Origin of the sequence: Pseudanabaena sp. FACHB-2040 (assembly GCF_014696715.1) — a bacterium.
Lineage (GTDB): Bacteria > Cyanobacteriota > Cyanobacteriia > Phormidesmidales > Phormidesmidaceae > JACVSF01.
Genome location: NZ_JACJQO010000006.1, coordinates 305,622 through 321,478 on the forward strand (window position 1 = coordinate 305,622; position 15,857 = coordinate 321,478).

General features: G+C 53.8%; 16 protein-coding genes. 7 read left to right on the forward strand and 9 right to left on the reverse strand.

Annotated features, from left to right (window positions below; translation table 11 throughout):
* Nucleotides 1–19 precede the first annotated feature (19 nt).
* Nucleotides 20–937 (reverse strand): vitamin K epoxide reductase family protein, encoded by a 918-nt coding sequence (locus tag H6G13_RS10740; protein WP_190483194.1) that lies wholly within the window; start codon nt 935–937, stop codon nt 20–22.
* A 303-nt stretch (nt 938–1,240) separates the two neighbouring features.
* Here H6G13_RS10740 and H6G13_RS10745 point away from each other — a divergent pair, with 303 nt between their 5' ends.
* On the forward strand, nt 1,241–1,591 hold the full coding sequence (locus H6G13_RS10745) for a hypothetical protein (protein WP_190483195.1): 351 nt from the start codon (nt 1,241–1,243) through the stop codon (nt 1,589–1,591).
* A gap of 64 nt (nt 1,592–1,655) precedes the next feature.
* Here the strand turns inward: H6G13_RS10745 and H6G13_RS10750 are convergent, their stop codons facing one another.
* Both H6G13_RS10750 and H6G13_RS10755 read right to left on the reverse strand, forming a co-directional pair.
* On the reverse strand, nt 1,656–5,192 hold the full coding sequence (locus H6G13_RS10750) for a DNA polymerase III subunit alpha (protein WP_190483196.1): 3,537 nt from the start codon (nt 5,190–5,192) through the stop codon (nt 1,656–1,658).
* 262 nt (nt 5,193–5,454) lie between these two features.
* Complete coding sequence (locus H6G13_RS10755) at nt 5,455–5,973, reverse strand: HPP family protein (RefSeq protein ID WP_242028259.1); 519 nt, start codon at nt 5,971–5,973, stop codon at nt 5,455–5,457.
* 452 nt (nt 5,974–6,425) lie between these two features.
* On the opposite strand from H6G13_RS10755, the gene H6G13_RS10760 reads away from it, so the two are divergent.
* Together H6G13_RS10760 and H6G13_RS10765 are read left to right on the forward strand one after the other, a co-directional pair.
* Nucleotides 6,426–7,022: a cold shock domain-containing protein gene (locus H6G13_RS10760; RefSeq protein ID WP_190483198.1), complete on the forward strand. Its 597-nt coding sequence runs from the start codon at nt 6,426–6,428 to the stop codon at nt 7,020–7,022.
* Between the two features lie 376 nt (nt 7,023–7,398).
* Nucleotides 7,399–7,971 carry a transposase gene (locus H6G13_RS10765; protein WP_190483199.1) on the forward strand — a complete coding sequence of 191 codons (573 nt, stop codon included), beginning with the start codon at nt 7,399–7,401 and terminating at the stop codon, nt 7,969–7,971.
* Between the two features lie 98 nt (nt 7,972–8,069).
* Here H6G13_RS10765 and H6G13_RS10770 read toward each other — a convergent pair whose 3' ends face one another.
* The gene (locus H6G13_RS10770; protein ID WP_190483200.1) at nt 8,070–9,713 is read right to left on the reverse strand and encodes a thiamine pyrophosphate-binding protein; all 1,644 of its coding nucleotides are present in this window, start codon (nt 9,711–9,713) and stop codon (nt 8,070–8,072) included.
* Nucleotides 9,714–9,872: 159 nt separating this feature from the next.
* Nucleotides 9,873–10,106, reverse strand: a complete 234-nt coding sequence (locus H6G13_RS10775; RefSeq protein ID WP_190483201.1) for a hypothetical protein — start codon at nt 10,104–10,106, stop codon at nt 9,873–9,875.
* Nucleotides 10,107–10,150: 44 nt separating this feature from the next.
* On the opposite strand from H6G13_RS10775, the gene H6G13_RS10780 reads away from it, so the two are divergent.
* The 3 genes from H6G13_RS10780 to H6G13_RS10790 all read left to right on the forward strand — a co-directional run bounded on the left by H6G13_RS10780 (nt 10,151) and on the right by H6G13_RS10790 (nt 11,989).
* Nucleotides 10,151–10,327, forward strand: coding sequence for a hypothetical protein (locus H6G13_RS10780; RefSeq protein WP_190483202.1), 177 nt, complete (start codon nt 10,151–10,153; stop codon nt 10,325–10,327).
* An 82-nt stretch (nt 10,328–10,409) separates the two neighbouring features.
* Complete coding sequence (locus tag H6G13_RS10785; protein ID WP_199305842.1) at nt 10,410–10,628, forward strand: helix-turn-helix transcriptional regulator; 219 nt, start codon at nt 10,410–10,412, stop codon at nt 10,626–10,628.
* Between the two features lie 149 nt (nt 10,629–10,777).
* The gene (locus H6G13_RS10790) at nt 10,778–11,989 is read left to right on the forward strand and encodes a DUF1517 domain-containing protein (protein WP_190483203.1); all 1,212 of its coding nucleotides are present in this window, start codon (nt 10,778–10,780) and stop codon (nt 11,987–11,989) included.
* 77 nt (nt 11,990–12,066) lie between these two features.
* On the opposite strand, the gene H6G13_RS10795 is transcribed toward H6G13_RS10790, so the two are convergent.
* Genes H6G13_RS10795 through H6G13_RS10805 form a run of 3 tightly spaced genes read right to left on the reverse strand, consistent with a single transcriptional unit; the run spans nt 12,067 to nt 13,159 of the window.
* Nucleotides 12,067–12,282: a DUF2283 domain-containing protein gene (locus H6G13_RS10795; protein WP_190483204.1), complete on the reverse strand. Its 216-nt coding sequence runs from the start codon at nt 12,280–12,282 to the stop codon at nt 12,067–12,069.
* Nucleotides 12,279–12,533 carry a hypothetical protein gene (locus H6G13_RS10800; RefSeq protein ID WP_190483205.1) on the reverse strand — a complete coding sequence of 85 codons (255 nt, stop codon included), beginning with the start codon at nt 12,531–12,533 and terminating at the stop codon, nt 12,279–12,281. Before H6G13_RS10800 ends, H6G13_RS10795 begins: the two co-directional genes overlap by 4 nt.
* A gap of 20 nt (nt 12,534–12,553) precedes the next feature.
* Nucleotides 12,554–13,159 (reverse strand): short chain dehydrogenase, encoded by a 606-nt coding sequence (locus tag H6G13_RS10805; protein WP_190483206.1) that lies wholly within the window; start codon nt 13,157–13,159, stop codon nt 12,554–12,556.
* Between the two features lie 80 nt (nt 13,160–13,239).
* Here H6G13_RS10805 and H6G13_RS10810 point away from each other — a divergent pair, with 80 nt between their 5' ends.
* Nucleotides 13,240–13,899: a Uma2 family endonuclease gene (locus H6G13_RS10810; protein WP_190483207.1), complete on the forward strand. Its 660-nt coding sequence runs from the start codon at nt 13,240–13,242 to the stop codon at nt 13,897–13,899.
* A gap of 3 nt (nt 13,900–13,902) precedes the next feature.
* Here the strand turns inward: H6G13_RS10810 and H6G13_RS10815 are convergent, their stop codons facing one another.
* Entirely contained in the window at nt 13,903–15,789 is a 1,887-nt protein-coding gene (locus H6G13_RS10815; RefSeq protein ID WP_347277462.1) for a DUF1989 domain-containing protein, read from the reverse strand.
* Nucleotides 15,790–15,857 lie beyond the last annotated feature (68 nt).

Sequence of the window (15,857 nt, forward strand, 5' to 3'; positions counted from 1 at the left end):
ACCCTGTTAGAGTGCATTTTTAGAGTGTGTTTTGAAAGTTAGTGGGGCCTTGATAACCCGACAGCTGAGCCAGATCGGTTAGCGATCGAGCGCCCGAATAGCGCTGGCCGTTGATCTCCCAGGTAGGATAGCCGCGCACCTCAGCCACCTGGCAAGCCTGGGTTTGAGTCTGGCCATCGGCCTCGGAGCATTCTTCGTAAGGCAGAATTTGGCTAGCCTCCTGACCAAAGAGCTGCTTTTGGTCATGGCAGTGTGGGCACCACCAGGCTCCGTAAAAGGTGGCTCCGGTATCAGCAAGATGCTGAGCTAGGGCAACTTCGGCAGCCCCGGAGGTACTGGTAATCGGAGGACCAAGCTGGTCGCCTCCAGCCGCTCTAGGATTGTTGACGTTGGCATAAACCCCTAAGGTGGCAATCAACACCACGAATGCCGCAATAAAGGCGGTGAATAGGGGCTGCAGCAGATCTGACCAATCCTGACCAAACAGAGCCAGCGCAAACAGCAGGGTAGAGAGGATTGCCGAACCCAAGCAGTAAATACAGAGTGCCTGAATCTGAAAAGCCAACAGATACATCAGGTAGGCACTAAAAACCATCATGGCGGTGCCGCCAATCAGCAGCAGAGGCTTAGTCCAGTCAGTGAGCTGGCTGCGCAGGTCGCGCTTGTCGGGGCCAGTGACCAGAAGGGGTGCGATCGCAAGTACCGCCATCCCGGTATAAGCCAAAAAGCCAAACAGGGTTAGCGGCAGGCCAAACACAATAGCGTAGGGGCTTGACAGCACAATGTCACAGCCCTCAGTCGGGCAGACCGCAGATCCTCCCGTAAATTTAGTCAGGGTGAGGTAAGCGGTCACCACCGCACCCACCGCTGCAACCCCCGCAATGCTGGGGCGAGCGAAGCGTTGAATCCAGGGGGTAGAGCGTTGACGACGAGGCATAGGACAACCTAGCAATATCCATTGCCTACCCTAGCGTAAACCTGTCAGGATTTGGAAGCTAAAGCAACCAGTTTGACAATCCTTCTAAGCACTGATTTAGCTAACGGCTGCAATCTTCTGCAGGCAAAGGGGTGCCAGTGCTCCTAAGGGATGTTGGTTAGGGTCTGGGCATGGGCAAGCTGAGTCTGTAGCAGTTTCCTCAACAATGGCGGCAGCAGCGACGACAACCGCTGCTGAAGCAGTAGCTCGCCCGTTTATGTGCCCACTAGGGGCAACTGCAACGGCCTCTGCCATAGCCCCATCATGAAACGAAAAACTGCGCTAATGTTTCTTTCTATCGCCACTGCCGTTTTGATCGCAGCCGCCGTTATTGGAGTCTTCCCAGCTGTGATGACGCCGATGATGTTTGACGCGCCTGGGTCAATGGAAAACCCGGCCACGGTCACTTTGGCCATCGGCGTTGCGACCTTTCCCATCGTTTGCGTTCTGGCTGTGGTGCTGAGCTGGACAGTGGCGCTGCTGCCGGTGCTGGCGCAGTTTCCCCAACACTACAGCTGGGCCTGTGCGTTGACGGGGCTGCCGCTGGTTAACGTGGTTGTAGCAGGTTTGGCTCTGGCATGGCTTACCGTTTTCAACGGCGGATCTTTCTCATAACATTGAGCGCGAATAACAGGGCGTACATAACAACAGGGCGCGAAAATCTCGCCCCTACAGGCAACTACCTTGCGGTGATTAGGGGCGTGGCCGTGGCTTTGAAGTCGGCTTTCATGAGTTCCCTAACCGTGATTTCGGGATCTTTCACGCGGAATTGGGCACCGAGTCTGACAAGCTGCCGCTGATTGTTGGCCGTGATTACCGCAATCACCGGCACTCTGGCATACATAGGGTCGTCGCCTTGGTTATTGCGAATTACGTTGCGTAGACGGTGCTGCTGCTCAATGCTGCCCGCCAGGGTAGGCTCTAGCTCCACCATCACCAGGCGCACCGCTTCGACGGGTTCAGCATCATCCACAATAAACTGAGAGCGGTCGTCGCGCCGATCGACCTTACCCCAGACCATGAGGCGGGCATCGGCAATAATGTGCTGGCCAATGCGCTCATAGGATTTGGGGAAGACCACGCCTTCGGCCTGCCCGGTCAGATCTTCGAGCTGAATGATGGCCATGCGATCGCCTTTCTTAGTCACCACTGGTTTAACAGTGGTGAGCATAACAATGGCGCTGATAGTGACATTGTCGGGCTGCTCATGCAGTTCGGCTAGGCTGATCGGAGCCAGAACGCGGGCCGACTTCTGCACCGACTTCAAGGGATGATCAGAAATGTAGAAGCCCAGCAGTTCTTTTTCCTGCCGCAGCTTCTCTTGCGGATCGAAATCGGGCACTGCAGGTGCTTTGGGGGCGGTTTCGTAGCCAGCTAGGGGAGCGGGCTCGTTAGCACTGCCGCCCATCATTATGTCAAACAGGTTGCCCTGGCCAATGGCCCGATCTTTGGCCCGGCCCTGCGCCCAATCAATCACCAGCTCGAGATCCTGCATCAGCTGGTTGCGGTTGGGATTGAACGCATCGAGAGCACCGCTGAGGATTAGCGCTTCTAGAGCGCGGCGGTTAACAGAGTGGAGATCGATGCGATCGCACAGCTCCGGTAGCGACTTAAACGGCCCCTCCGTCTCTCGCTCTTTAATAATGCACTCAATGGCTCCTAGGCCCACATTGCGCACTGCCGACAGGCCAAAGAGAATGTTGGTGCCCTCAGGCGTAAAGTCCACGCCAGAGCGATTTACATCGGGCGGCAGCACCTCAATGCCCATATTGATGCAGTTGGCAATGTGCATCTGCACCTTGTCTTGGTCGCCGCTGTTGGCCGTCAGCAGCGCCGCCATGTATTCGACTGGGTAGTTCGCCTTCAGGTACGCAGTCTGGAAAGTGACGAAGCCGTAGGCTGTCGAGTGGGACTTGTTAAAGCAATACTCGGCAAACTTGACCATCTGCTCCCAGAGGTCTTCGGCCACCTTCTTGGGCACACCTTTGCCCACTGCACCAGTGACGAAGTTTGCCTGGTGCTTGAGCATTTCCGACATTTTCTTTTTACCCATGGCCCGCCGCAGCAGGTCGGCTTGGCCCAGGGAGTAGCCGCCCATATCCTGAGCGATCTTCATGATCTGCTCTTGGTAGACCATGATGCCGTAGGTCTCGTTCAGGATGGGCTTGAGAATGTCGTCGGCGTAGTCAATCTTTTCCTGGCCGTGTTTGCGGTTGATGAACTTGGGAATGAGCCCGGCATCGAGCGGTCCCGGTCGGTAGAGGGCAAGCACCGAAGAAATGTCCTCTAGACCTGAGGGCTTAAGATCCCGCACGATCTGCCGCATCCCCGAAGACTCAAGCTGGAAGATACCGCCCAGATCGCCCCGCTCTAGCAACTTGTAGGTGGCCGGATCGTCCATCGGCAAATTGTCGAGGTCAATCTTCTCGCCCTTGCCGACCTCGATTAGATCCACCGCTTTTTGGATCATGGTCAGGTTTTTCAGACCCAAAAAGTCCATCTTCAGCAGGCCCATTGCCTCGATCTCTTCCATCGAGTACTGGGTAACAACGCCGTCGCTGTCTTTGTTAAGCTGCAGCGGCACAATCTCATCGAGCGGCTGAGCCGAGATCACCACGCCTGCCGCGTGAATGCCAACGCTCTTGTTGGTGCCCTCAATCCGCATGGCCATGTCGATCCAGCGGCGATAGGTGACCTGCGTCCCCGGCACCACACCACCCTCGTCGTACCTGGCTTTGAATTCTGAGTCCGGCGTGTCATCTGAAATCATCATCTTCAGCTTGGCCGGTTTGCCGCGCACCACAGGAATGCGCTTAGTCATTGAATCAGACTCGCCGTAGGGAATGTCGAGCACCCGCGCCACGTCTTTGAGCACCGCGCGGGAGGTCATGCGGTTGTAGGTGATGATTTGCGCTACTCGCTCGCGCCCGTATTTCTCGGTGACGTATTGAATCACCTCGTCCCGCCGATCGATGCAGAAGTCGGTGTCAATGTCGGGCATGGACTTGCGTTCGGGGTTCAAAAAGCGCTCAAACAGCAGGCCGTGGTGTACCGGGTCAATATTGGTAATGCCCATCGCGTAGGCCACCAGAGACCCTGCTGCCGACCCCCGCCCCGGCCCCACCGGAATGTTCTTCTCCCGAGCAAAGCGAATGTAGTCCCAGACCACCAAAAAGTAGGTGGGGAACCCCATCTGGATCATCATCTCAATTTCGTATTCGAGCCGATCCCGGTACTCCTGAGAGATGTCTTCGTACTGGCTGACCTTGAAGCGTTTAACCAGCCCGTCGCGGGCTACGTCAGCCATGTACGTGGCCGAGGTGTGGCCTGCGGGAATGGGGAAGTCGGGAATGCGGGGCTGGCCTAACAGTCCTTCGTAGTCTTCGACTTTCGCAGCGACTTCTAACGTGGTCTGAATCGACTCTTCAATCACCTCGTCGGGCAGGTGATCGCGGAACAGCTGCCGCATTTCATCGGCTGATTTGAGGTATTCGGTGCCGCTGTAGCGCAGGCGCTTGTCTTCGGTGATCAGCTTGCCGGTTTGAATGCACAGCAGCGCGTCGTGGGCCTCGACATCGTTGCAGGAAATGTAGTGGGAGTCGTTGGTGCAGACAATTTTAATGTCGAGTTCGCGGGCAATCTTGATGACCTCGACATTCACAACCCGATCTTCGGGCGAGCCGTGATCTTGGATCTCTAGGTAATAGTCGTCGCCAAAGAGGTCTTTGTACCACTGGGCCACTTTGCGGGCCACATCAGGCCGATTTTGCAGAATGGCCTGGGGCACTTCACCGCCCAGGCAGGCGCTGGTAACGATCAGCCCCTCGTGGTACTGCTCTAATAGATCTTTATTGATGCAGGGTCGTGAGAAAATGCCTTTGCCTTGCACGCCCTTGAGGTGGGAGAGGGTGGTCAGCTTGACCAGGTTTTTGTAGCCCTGGGTGTTTTTGGCCAGCACGACCTGGTGGTAGCGGGGGCGACGCTGCTGCTTTTCGATGTCGCCGTTGATGACGTACATCTCGTTGCCGATGATGGGCTTGACACCTTTGCTCTTGCAGACCTTCATCAGTTCGATCGCACCGTACATGACGCCGTGATCGGTAAGTGCGATCGCAGGCATCCCTAACTCGACGGCCCGATCTACGAGGTCAGGCAGTTGGCTGGCTCCATCGAGCAAGCTGTAATCGCTGTGAACGTGTAGGCCAACAAAGGACATGGGCTGAGCAAACCCCTCAGTACAAATCTACTGCTTCTTGCGAGTCTGGGCCAGAAAAGTTTTGCCCAGCTTGACCGCAAGCTGCCCCTAAGGTTAGCTCATTAACCGCACTATATCTAGTTACTTTTTGAGTATTTCTGAAACTGAGAACTCTAAATATGGGGGCGGCTGTTCTTTCGCTTGCCCTTGGCTTAAGGTATCCACACAGGGTTTTTCTACCCTATGGTCTTAAAACTATTTCACCCACTCTGCCGCATTCCTCTTATATCCAATGTTTCGGGTACGGCCGACCGGGAATCCAATGGCTAAAAACAACGGTACAGAGCACCAGCAAGATAGATCCGACCAGAACGGGAGTCAACACAAACTCCGATGTCGCACCACTCATAACGCCGACAAGGGCTACTGCGCCTCCCGGTGGATGAACCGTGTGGGTCAACTGCATGACTTTGATGGTGGTTGCGACGGCCAGAGCCATTACCCACGGATCGGAGCCAAACCAGCTTACCAAGGCTACGGAGACCAAGGCTCCCATCAGGTTACCACCGATAACATTGCGCGGCTGAGCCAAAGGGCTATCTGACACGGCAAAGACCAACACGGCTGTTGCGCCAAAGGGAGCGGCAATCAGCGGATACCCAGTTCCAGTGGTCAAATACGCCAGCGCTGCAATCCCGACAAAGCTACACAAGTACGAGGTCAAGATAGCTTGAAGGTTGAACTGGGGCTGATAGGGGGAGCGACGATATAGGCGCATCATCCCCTGATTAAATGCTGTCAAAGCGCCACGAGGTGGCTGTTTAGAGGCCCGTTCTGACCGATACCCAAGATATCCCATCGCGCTAGCTTGACCTCTTTTAACTCAGTCGACCTGTTCTTCCGGAATGGAGTGAGTGCTCTTGCTTTGTCAGAATTCTGTCACATTTTGATAGTATTGGGCAAAAAAGTATTTTCTGATACAAAAATAGTGGCTATCTTAAAAATGAGTTCGCTTGCTAGATACCTTTGGTTATTGCAGCTGTCCTAAGCCTCGCCAAATTGGACTTTATTAAGGGAATGCATAGAATTTGTGTTCTGCGCAGTTCATGGCCTCTCTCCCAGTTAGGCATCCGATGCCACAACAAAGGAGTCATATGTCAGGAGGCGACACAATATGCTGAGGTGCTACGGATGTTGGCATCTATGTTTTAGCGTGGGAACAATTTCATGTGAAGGCTGACGTAGGGGTTTGAAATGGAGCCTATTCTGCACCAAGGTCGGCTAAAAACCTGGAACGACGACCGGGGTTTTGGCTTCATCGTGCCTGAGGGCAACGGAAAGGATGTTTTCCTACACATCAGCGCAATCAAGGAAGCCAGCCGCCGCCCTCAGGCTGGGGACATCATTTATTACCAAAGAGTCACCGAGCCAAATGGCAAAGTGCGAGCGGCTAAAGCCTCCATTCAAGGTGTTCCACCCCGTCCAGCGGCAGCTTCAGCCAGACCCAAAACAAGCCAAACGACCAAGACTTCCCGTCGCCCACAATACACTTCCCATCCACACAAGCAATCGGGCTTAATCCAAACCGTCTTGGGTTTTACGGCTGCGATCGCAACCCTCGTATTCGCCCTTAACGACAGCCCCAGCACCTCTCCCTCTCCTATCGCATCTGTAACTCAGCCCAACTGCCTAGTTAAAGGCAACATCTCAATTAGCTCAGGCAAAAAGTGGTACCACGTGCCAGGGATGGAGGATTACGAAGGGACAGTAATTGATCCGAGCAAGGGAGAGCGCTGGTTTTGTACTGAGGCAGAAGCAATTTCAAGCGGATGGCAGAAAGCCCCAAAGTAGGGAGAAGGCCAAGTTAATAGCCCTGTTCAAGTTCTTGGATGAGTGGCTGGGGTGAAGTGCGATCGCACTAGCAATGCCATCCTCCTAGCCTTAAGATCAAAAGAATCCTGAGCGGAGATTCTCGATGACGGCTCTGCTGATTAAGATTCCCCCCTCTACAGCTCTGAGCGAAGATCAGTTCTACGATCTCTGTCGAGCCAACCCCGATATCAAAATCGAGCGCACGCCTACAACGAGGATTAGGCCAAATCCCAGGGTTCTTTGGAGAGCTTGAGATTTCCTTTGCAGCAGCAGCAGAACCCTGGGATTTTTGCGAGGCAGCAGGCTTCTGGTGGGTTTGGGAAGTCTAGGGAATAGATTTTCCAAATAGCTGAATATGGCGCGCCGTAAAACGAGCTTTCTGACAGGGCATTACTACCACGTCTACAATCGCGGCAACAATCACCAACGCGTTTTCTTTGAGCGGGACAACTACCTATTTTTCCTCAAGCAGACTCGATATTACCTGGCAGAGGAAACAGCAGATGTACTTGCCTACTGTCTCATGCCAAACCACTATCACTTCTTGGTCTACCTGCGACAGGATAACCTATCAGAAAAGATGGCTTTCTTGTCTCTATCGTATACAAAAGCGATTAACAAACGTTTCAAGCGATGTGGAGCCCTATTCCAGGGGCCGTTTCAAGCGATTTATGTTGACCAAGAGGAGTATCTTCTAAATTTATCCCGCTATATCCATTTGAACCCAGTGAAAGCCGGTTTAGTTCAAAAGGCAGAGGAGTGGGAGTTCTCTAGCTATCAGGAGTATGTAGAGCTGCGTCGCGGGGTTTTACCTCAATTTAGCAAGGTGCGTCAGCAGGTGAGGACAGCACAGGATTATCGAGGTTTTGTGGAGAGCCAAAACCATCTGGTGCAACCCTATGTGCAGAGTTTGATGCTGGATGAGTAATTATTTGGCGCAAGATTCAGATGTCAAGGTTCTCTAAAGAACTCTGGCATTTTGCGATCGCAACGCTACCCACCGACTTCCCCCAATCCCTGCTGACATCATCCGCTAACCCGCTGGCTCAATCCTGCTGTCAATCGCTTCAGCGCCGTAGACGTATCCTGGGCATCCAAGTGAACATCCAAAATGCAGAAGCTCTCTAAATGAGCGCGGCTCTCCATCAGCGCAGTTTCTAGCTCACCCTCTGTCCACACATCAAAGCCTCGGCCTGCACCCAGTAGATTGGGAATTTGGCTGTACCGCCAGGGCAACACATCATTAAACCTGCCATCTAGCATCGGGCGCTCGGTACCATACCCCCCGTTATTCAAGACCACCACAATGGGATTCAGGCCATACCGCACAGCAGTAGATAGCTCCATGCCCGTCATTTGAAACGCTCCATCTCCAACCAGTACCAGCGGGCGCATCCCTACGCTGGCGACCTGGGCTCCCAGGCTGGCTGGAACCGCAAAGCCTAAAGAAGCGTAATAGGCAGGGGATAAAAAGCGCGATCGCCCATGCACAGACAAATCTAACCCTGCGAATAGGGCATCTCCCACATCTGCAATCACAATCAGGTCATTGTCGAGAAAAAGATTGAGTCGCTCAAACAAGCGAGCAATGGTGATGGGATTGCCTGCAACCGGAGTAAACGGCTGTAACTGCTTGCGGTAATTTGGCAACACCCAGTCATGCCGCTGCTGGATATCGGCTTCGATGAGGTGATGAATGAAATCCTGTAGCCGAATATTTTCATAGGTGTGAAACTGTATCGACGTTCGTTCGCTCGTGACTGAAATGGAGTTTTTTGGATCAAGATTGGCTGTAAAAATTCCCAGATTAATGTCTGTTAGAAAGACGCCCAGCATAATCAGGCAATCGCTTGACTCTACGTATCGACAAGTCAATTCATCGCCCAAGGCACCTGCATAGAGACCGATATAGTTGGGATGGTGCTCGCTGATTACGGACTTTCCTAGCACCGTTTCGGCTACCGGAATATGGGTTTTCTCTGTTAACTCAAGCAGCGCATCTTGCAAGCCAAATCGATGAATCTCAACATCAGCTAAAATCACAGGCTGTTGCGCTGCGTTGATTAGCTTCACGGCTTCTTGAATCGCCTCAGCTAACGTATCTGAGTTGCTCTCCTCAGTCTGGGTTTTTCTAGAGTAATTAGGATTTCCCGCTCGATGCACCATGTCTCGAGGAATCTCGATGTAAACAGGTCGCTTATACCTCAGAGCAGCTGCTAGAACGCGATCTATTTCTGAAAAAGCTACAGAGGGATCATCGAGAATGGTAGAGGCAATTGTCAGTTCTTGAAAAACTTTGTACTGGGTATCGAAGTCGCGTATTTTATGATGAAGCAGTGGATTTTGGGTTCGTTCGTTCGTGCCAGGGGCACCGCTGATGACGACGACAGGAGATTTCTCAGCAAAGGCTTGGGCCGTCGTATTAGCAATTTTTAAACCCCCCACAGAGTAGGTCACGCAAACCGCTCCTAGCCCCCGTAAACGAGCGTAAGCATCGGCAGCAAAGCCCGCCCCCTGCTCATCGCAGGTATTGATGAATTGAATTGGGCTGTCTTCGAGAAGCTTGTCAAATTGGAGAATAAAATCACCAGGTACCCCAAAAACCTGACGGACTCCCTCTTCATAAAGTCTCTGAATCAAATAGGACCCAATGGATGTAGCGAACTCCATGACCGGCTCCCTATATTTTTTGTTGTAATTCCAGTCTGCAAAACTTTTCTGGCTTCGGCCACCTAAGTTTACTTAGCTCAACGCAGTTTTCATCCCTTAGTAGATGATGGGGCTTTAGAAACCGGGGTTCTTAAAGAACCCCGGTTTCTGGGTCGCGGCTCAGCCTTCGCAGTAGCGGGTGAGGATACGCATAATTTCGCCTTCTATAGGCGAGGGCAGAGGTTTGCTCCACTCGCCGACTTGGGCAAAGCCTTCTATGTGGAGCCGCTGGACGATGCTCTCGACTCCCTTAGGAAGGCCGCAAACGAAAATACGAATTGGCTTGCGAGCTGAATCGGCAGCAGATTGAGTATCCCGGAGAATGTCCGGAACGGTTTTGACTGGTTGTATCATAGGTTTCTAGTCCCTTGAAGGTAGGCAACAGGGCGCACTGGCAGATGCCAGCGCTACAGACGCGATCGCAAATCTCAACCTGCGATCGCAATACTGGCAAACGCCAGATCTGCAAGAGCGATCGCAACTCCGGTTATCGAGGCCAAGTTGAGATCGCTCTTGTATTTACTCAGCTTACCGAAACCAGCCAATACATTCAAGCGTTACGGCAAATTATTTAGACGCAACGACCAACAAATACGTTTGGATCTCAGGTAGGTGATAGCATCCCTATGCAATTAAGCCTTCTAATCTTGAGATGCGGTGGTAATTCGTTGGAAATTGGCAGTTGTCATGGCTGAGCGGGGTGTTAGCAACAAGGAACTCGCCACGCTGACAGGTATGCACTACACCACCATTTCTAAACTCAAAACTCGCCGTCGCCTAACCCGCGTCGATGAAGACACCCTCGATGCCCTCTGCAAAGCCCTCAACTGCCAACCTGGTGAACTAATGGTTTATGAAGAAACCTCTGACCCTTAAACCGCCTTATCCAGAAATTAATCACCCTAGGCATTAGAACTATAGGTAGAATACAGGCCCAAATCCCCTAGGTACAGTGATTCTGTGCAGTAGGGCCACGTCCTGCAGCCGCCAGTCCCCTCATAGACAGCGCCAGCAGAGGAACCCCCATGACAAACCCCTTGCGATGGTTAAACACTGATCCCCAAGTGCGATCGCATCCTGGGCACACCCGCAAAGCTCCCCTCTTCTTCATCCTGCTGCTGCTAAGCAGCCTTGGGCTTTCCTTTGGGCCCCCCGCCAAAGCCACTGAAGTAGAGCCAGAACCCCAGCAGAGCACTGTCAGTGAAGAGGATATCCTCCTGGCCTCCTCCGGCGGACGGGCTCGCGGAGGCAGCTTTCGTCGCTCAGCACCGCCCTCCTCTTTACCCAGTGAAGGGCTCCCCAGAACCCTTCCAGGCGGCGGTGGTTATGGCGGCAGTTACGGTGGCGGCTACTACGAAGACTACGGCGGTTACTATCCCCGTGGCCCTCGCCGAGGCCCAGTCATTATTCCGGCTCCTTATCCAGGGGGCTACGGCGGTGGTTATGGCGGCGGCTACGGCTACCCAGGCGGCGGTACCGTTGGTGGCGGTGGCCTGGGGCTGCTGTTTTTCCTAGGGATACTTGGATTTACAGGCTTGCCCATTCTGTTTGGCCTAATGCGGCTGGGAACTGGCCTAATCTTCTCGTCCGGCGGCCGCCGAGGGGGCTACAGTCGCTCTGGCTACAGTAACTACGGTGGTGGGCACCACGCTGCCAATGAAATAGACAACGATACCGTTACCATTACCCAACTCCAGGTAGCACTTCTAGCCCAGGCCAAAACCATCCAGATAGAGCTGACTGAGCTAGCTTCTCGCGCCGATGTAGAAAGCCAGACCGGACTCACCCAGCTCCTCCAGGAAACTGCGCTGGCCCTATTGCGATCGCCCGAATATTGGTCCCATGCTCGGCTCGAGTCCCAGACCGTTCGCAGTCGCGAACAGGCAAGCCAAATCTTCGAGCGACTCTCCATTGCAGAGCGCAGCAAAGTAGCGCGAGAAACCCTGGTCAATACAGGCGGTGAAGTTCGTCGTACAGCCTACACGCCCCGTTCAGACGCCGACCCCTCTGCCTACATCGTCGTCACCCTACTGCTCGGCACCGCAGACGATCGTCCCCTGACCAGCACGTCGATTAACTCTGGAAACGATTTGCAGGCGGTTCTACAGCGACTGGGCTCAGTCCCCCCCGAATATCTAATGATTTACGAATTGCTCTGGTCCCCCCAAGATGCTAGAGACAGCTTGAGCTACGACGATCTACTGCTGGCCTATCCCAACCTGACCCAGATCGCCTAATGTCGAGGACAACTCGCTCAAATCATAATGCTCTACTGGAAGACAATAGGGTACAGCCGATAACCCATCACTCTCCACTATTTTGAAAGCAGCGCTGGAATCAACAGTCCCTGCAAGTCCAAATTCTTCAGATCAACCTTTGACGAAGCGAGGTCAATTTCCAATCCAACCACTCCGCCTGCTTCGTCAAAGTCAATGACCACATCAGGCGCGATTTCCTCCGACTCTACACTAGCGTTGCTGTTTAGCCGGATCGACAATGTATCAGTCTCTGAAAAATACTGAATCTTCATGGTTCTAAGCCCTTCTCCAAGCGAGATCGAAAATTTCGGTCGAAGTAAGCATTATGTAGCGTTTCCCCATCTTCCAGAGTAATAACTCTGAGAACGCGATTGCCATATTCTGGAACGAGAGCCCAATAACTAATCCTGCCATTGGGTTGGGTGAGTGTTTTAAGCGGATTAGCCAGAACTCGCTCACACCACTCCCGTTGAATTTCAGGTCGATCAAGAAGCTTCTGCTCAAAGTAAGCAGTTGTTTTCATTGCTGCCCTCTTAAAAACACCTAACCTCCAAACTGTTGAGGATCAAGCACTTCACCTGTCCGCTGGCTCTCTACACTCTCCACATAAGCCCTTGCCACCTGCGCCGCAGGTAGCCCGCCCGCGCCGTCTTGCCCCATTGCTACCAGCGTTTCGCTGACCCAAGGCGGCGAAACCACATTTACCCGAATCCCTCGCGGAGCCTCCAGCGCCGCCGCCCGCATAAAGCCTTCAACGCCTGCATTCACCAGGCTAATGGCAGCACTTCCCGGCATCGGGTTCTGAGCCAGCACACCCGTCGTCAGCGTAAAAGAGCCATTGTCTCTAACACAGGCTAGCCCCACCCGCACCAGATTGACCTGGCCCATCAGCTTGTTGGACAGACTGAACTGAAAGTCCTCATCCGTCAGCGACTCCAGCGGCCCAAACTTGGCCTGCCCCGCCGCAGATACCACCGCATCGCATTCACCAATCGCTTCAAAGAGCGCCTTGATAGACTCCTTAGACATCAGATCAACCTGGTAGTCTCCGCTGGAGCGCCCTACCTGGACAATCTCATGCTTGGCCGACAACGCACTCACAACCTCCGCACCAATCGTTCCACTTGCGCCAATGATGACTACTTTCATGGGTTGTCCTGTGTTGGGGATTTTTACCTGCGGCCAGCCTCGTCTCCTATGATGAAACCATACCGCTCATGCTAAAAGCCATGACAGCCGTCACGCTTCAAGGCAAAACCTTTCAGCTTCACCAGTGGCAGACTGCCACTTGGGAAGACTATGTTCGACTACGAGACAATCCTGCAATTGAACGGGCGCGGATTTTTTTCAATCAAGGTTGGCTATGGATGGATATGGGCGGCGAAGGCATCAACCACGCTAGTATTGGCGACCTTTTCATCGGCTTTTTCTTTCTCTGGGCAATGTCACACCCAGAGGAGACATACACCTCTATTAGTCGGTGCCAGCTAGAGAAACCCGGAGTTTGCGCAGCAGCTCCAGACTTAGTTTTTTATGTGGGTGAAGAGGTACCTCAGTGGCGACGGGGCGAGTCTCGCTACATCAAGCTAGATTCTGCGCGAGCACCCAACCTAGTCGGTGAGATTTCTGATACAACATTAGCCCTTGATCTAGATGAAAAAAAGAAACTCTACGCTGCCCTAGGAATTGCAGAATATTGGGTAATTAATACTCAAGGAAAGCAGGTCTTTTTCTTCCAGCTTCAGGGCGACGGCAGCTATGAGGAATTTCAGACTTCTCAAGTTTTTCCGGGTCTTTCTGTAGACCTGCTTGAACAAACTCTAGAGCACCTCGACAGCGAGTCAAATACCGCAGCAGCCCTCTGGTTGTCTCAACAGCTCCAGAAGTAACTATCAAGCCCTTACTCGGCTCTTGGTGGGGTCATAAGCTGCCAGCGGCCCGACTGTAGCTTTTACTCGCCGCTTCAGGCCATCCATAAAGCCAACCTCTAGCACAGTACCCGGTGCGGCAAACTCTGGCACTACTTGGGCCATTGCAATGCTGCGGTTCAAAATCGGTGAAAACGTACCGCTGGTAACGTGGCCGACGCGCCAGCGTTCGCCCTCGGCAAATACGCACTGCTCGCCGCAGGCAACCTCGTTGCTCTCCAGCACTAAACCAATAGCTACCTTGGAAGGGTGCGACTGAATTTGCTCCAATGCTTTGCGACCGATGAAGTCGCCTTTGGTCTTCATTGCCACCGTCCAGCCAATACCTGCCTGGTAGGGAGAGGTTAGATCGTCAAATTCTCGCCCTGCCGCTAGCAGTCCGGCTTCGATTCGGGCTCGATCTAGGGCCAGCATCCCCAGAGGCGCTATGCCGTGGGATTTTCCGGCATCGAGTAACCGAGTCCACAGAGCAGTGCCGTCCTGAGGGTGGACAAATAGCTCATAGCCCAGTTCTCCGGTATAGCCGGTACGGGAAATCAGCACAGGTACTCCGCTTAGTTGGCCCTGGGCAAAGCGGAAGTATTGCAGATCAGTAAGGGACTTGCAGCCGCTCTCTTCGTCCAGCACCAGTAGGTCAGAGAGCAGGTCGCGGGATAATGGCCCCTGAACAGCTAGGTTATGCAGCTGGTGGCTGATAGGCTGAATTTTGACCTGAAAGCTGTGCTCATCGGCGACCTGACTGAGCCATAGGGCGTCACTGTCGCAGTTGCCCACATAGCGCAGGTGCGTATTGCTAAAGCGAAAGACAATGCCATCGTCGATAATGCTGCCGTGGGGGCTGAGCAGGCAGCCGTAGGCAGATTGGCCTGGGGCTAGCTTTTCAACATTGCGGGAAAAGGCGTATTGCAGCAGGTTCACGGCATCTGGCCCGATCACCTCAAACTTACGCAGCGCAGAGAGATCCATCATTGCCACTCGCTGCCGCAGCGCCCAGTACTCAGCATGGTCGCCTCGATGGGAAAAGCTGGCAGGTGCCCAAAAGCCGCTGTACTCCACCAAATACCCGGTGTGCTGACGAATGGCTGGGGTGAAGCCGCTGTCCTGAGTTAGCCGCAGTGGTAGATCGGGGGCAACTCGTCGCCCAATCGCTTGAGGAAACGTCTCTGCCGCATCATAAATACGAACGTGGATGGGGGTGGGGTGCCAGCCGTTGGCTGGGTCAATGTCATCGGGACAGGCGGAGCTGGCGCAGAGCAGGTCTTGCTGAGCCTTGAGCAGCACGTAGTCCCCAGGGCGAGACCAGGCTTCGGCAGATGCGATGGTCGAAGACCGGCTCCCAGGAGCCATCGCACCCCCACCTTCCACCGCCGTATTAAAGAAAAAGTTCACTGCAGGCCACCCCGGCCTCGGCGCAATCGCGTAAGGGGCCAAAACCTCGTTAAAGTTGCCGCTACAGCTGATATGCCCCGGGTACCCAGCATCTTCGTAGTAGCGAGCGGTGCAGGCCAGCATGAAGCTGTCGTGGCGATCGCAAGTATCCTGCACCACCTCTATGAGCGGATTCATCAATTGTGAGAAGTATTTGCCGTGTAGCCCCGCCTGGGGCATGGCCCTGCCGTTAAGAGTGCGAGTCACCGTGCCGTCGAGTTCTTCCTGGTAGCCCTCCCCAGCAAAAGCCAGGAAGTCAGAGCATTGGGAGCCTTCGACATCGATCACCTGAATGTATTGGCCTGCTTTAACCAAGTAGGCCAGCGCCGTACAGGCCGCCACGCGATACTCCGCCACTACCTTGCCCAGCGGCGGCGGAACGTCTTGATAGGTGGGCGTGATTGGCTTGGGGGGAACCTGCACAGCGTTCTTTGCAACCTGTAGATTAACTGGGGGTCTAGAATCCCGGTTTCTTTGAGAAACCGGGATTC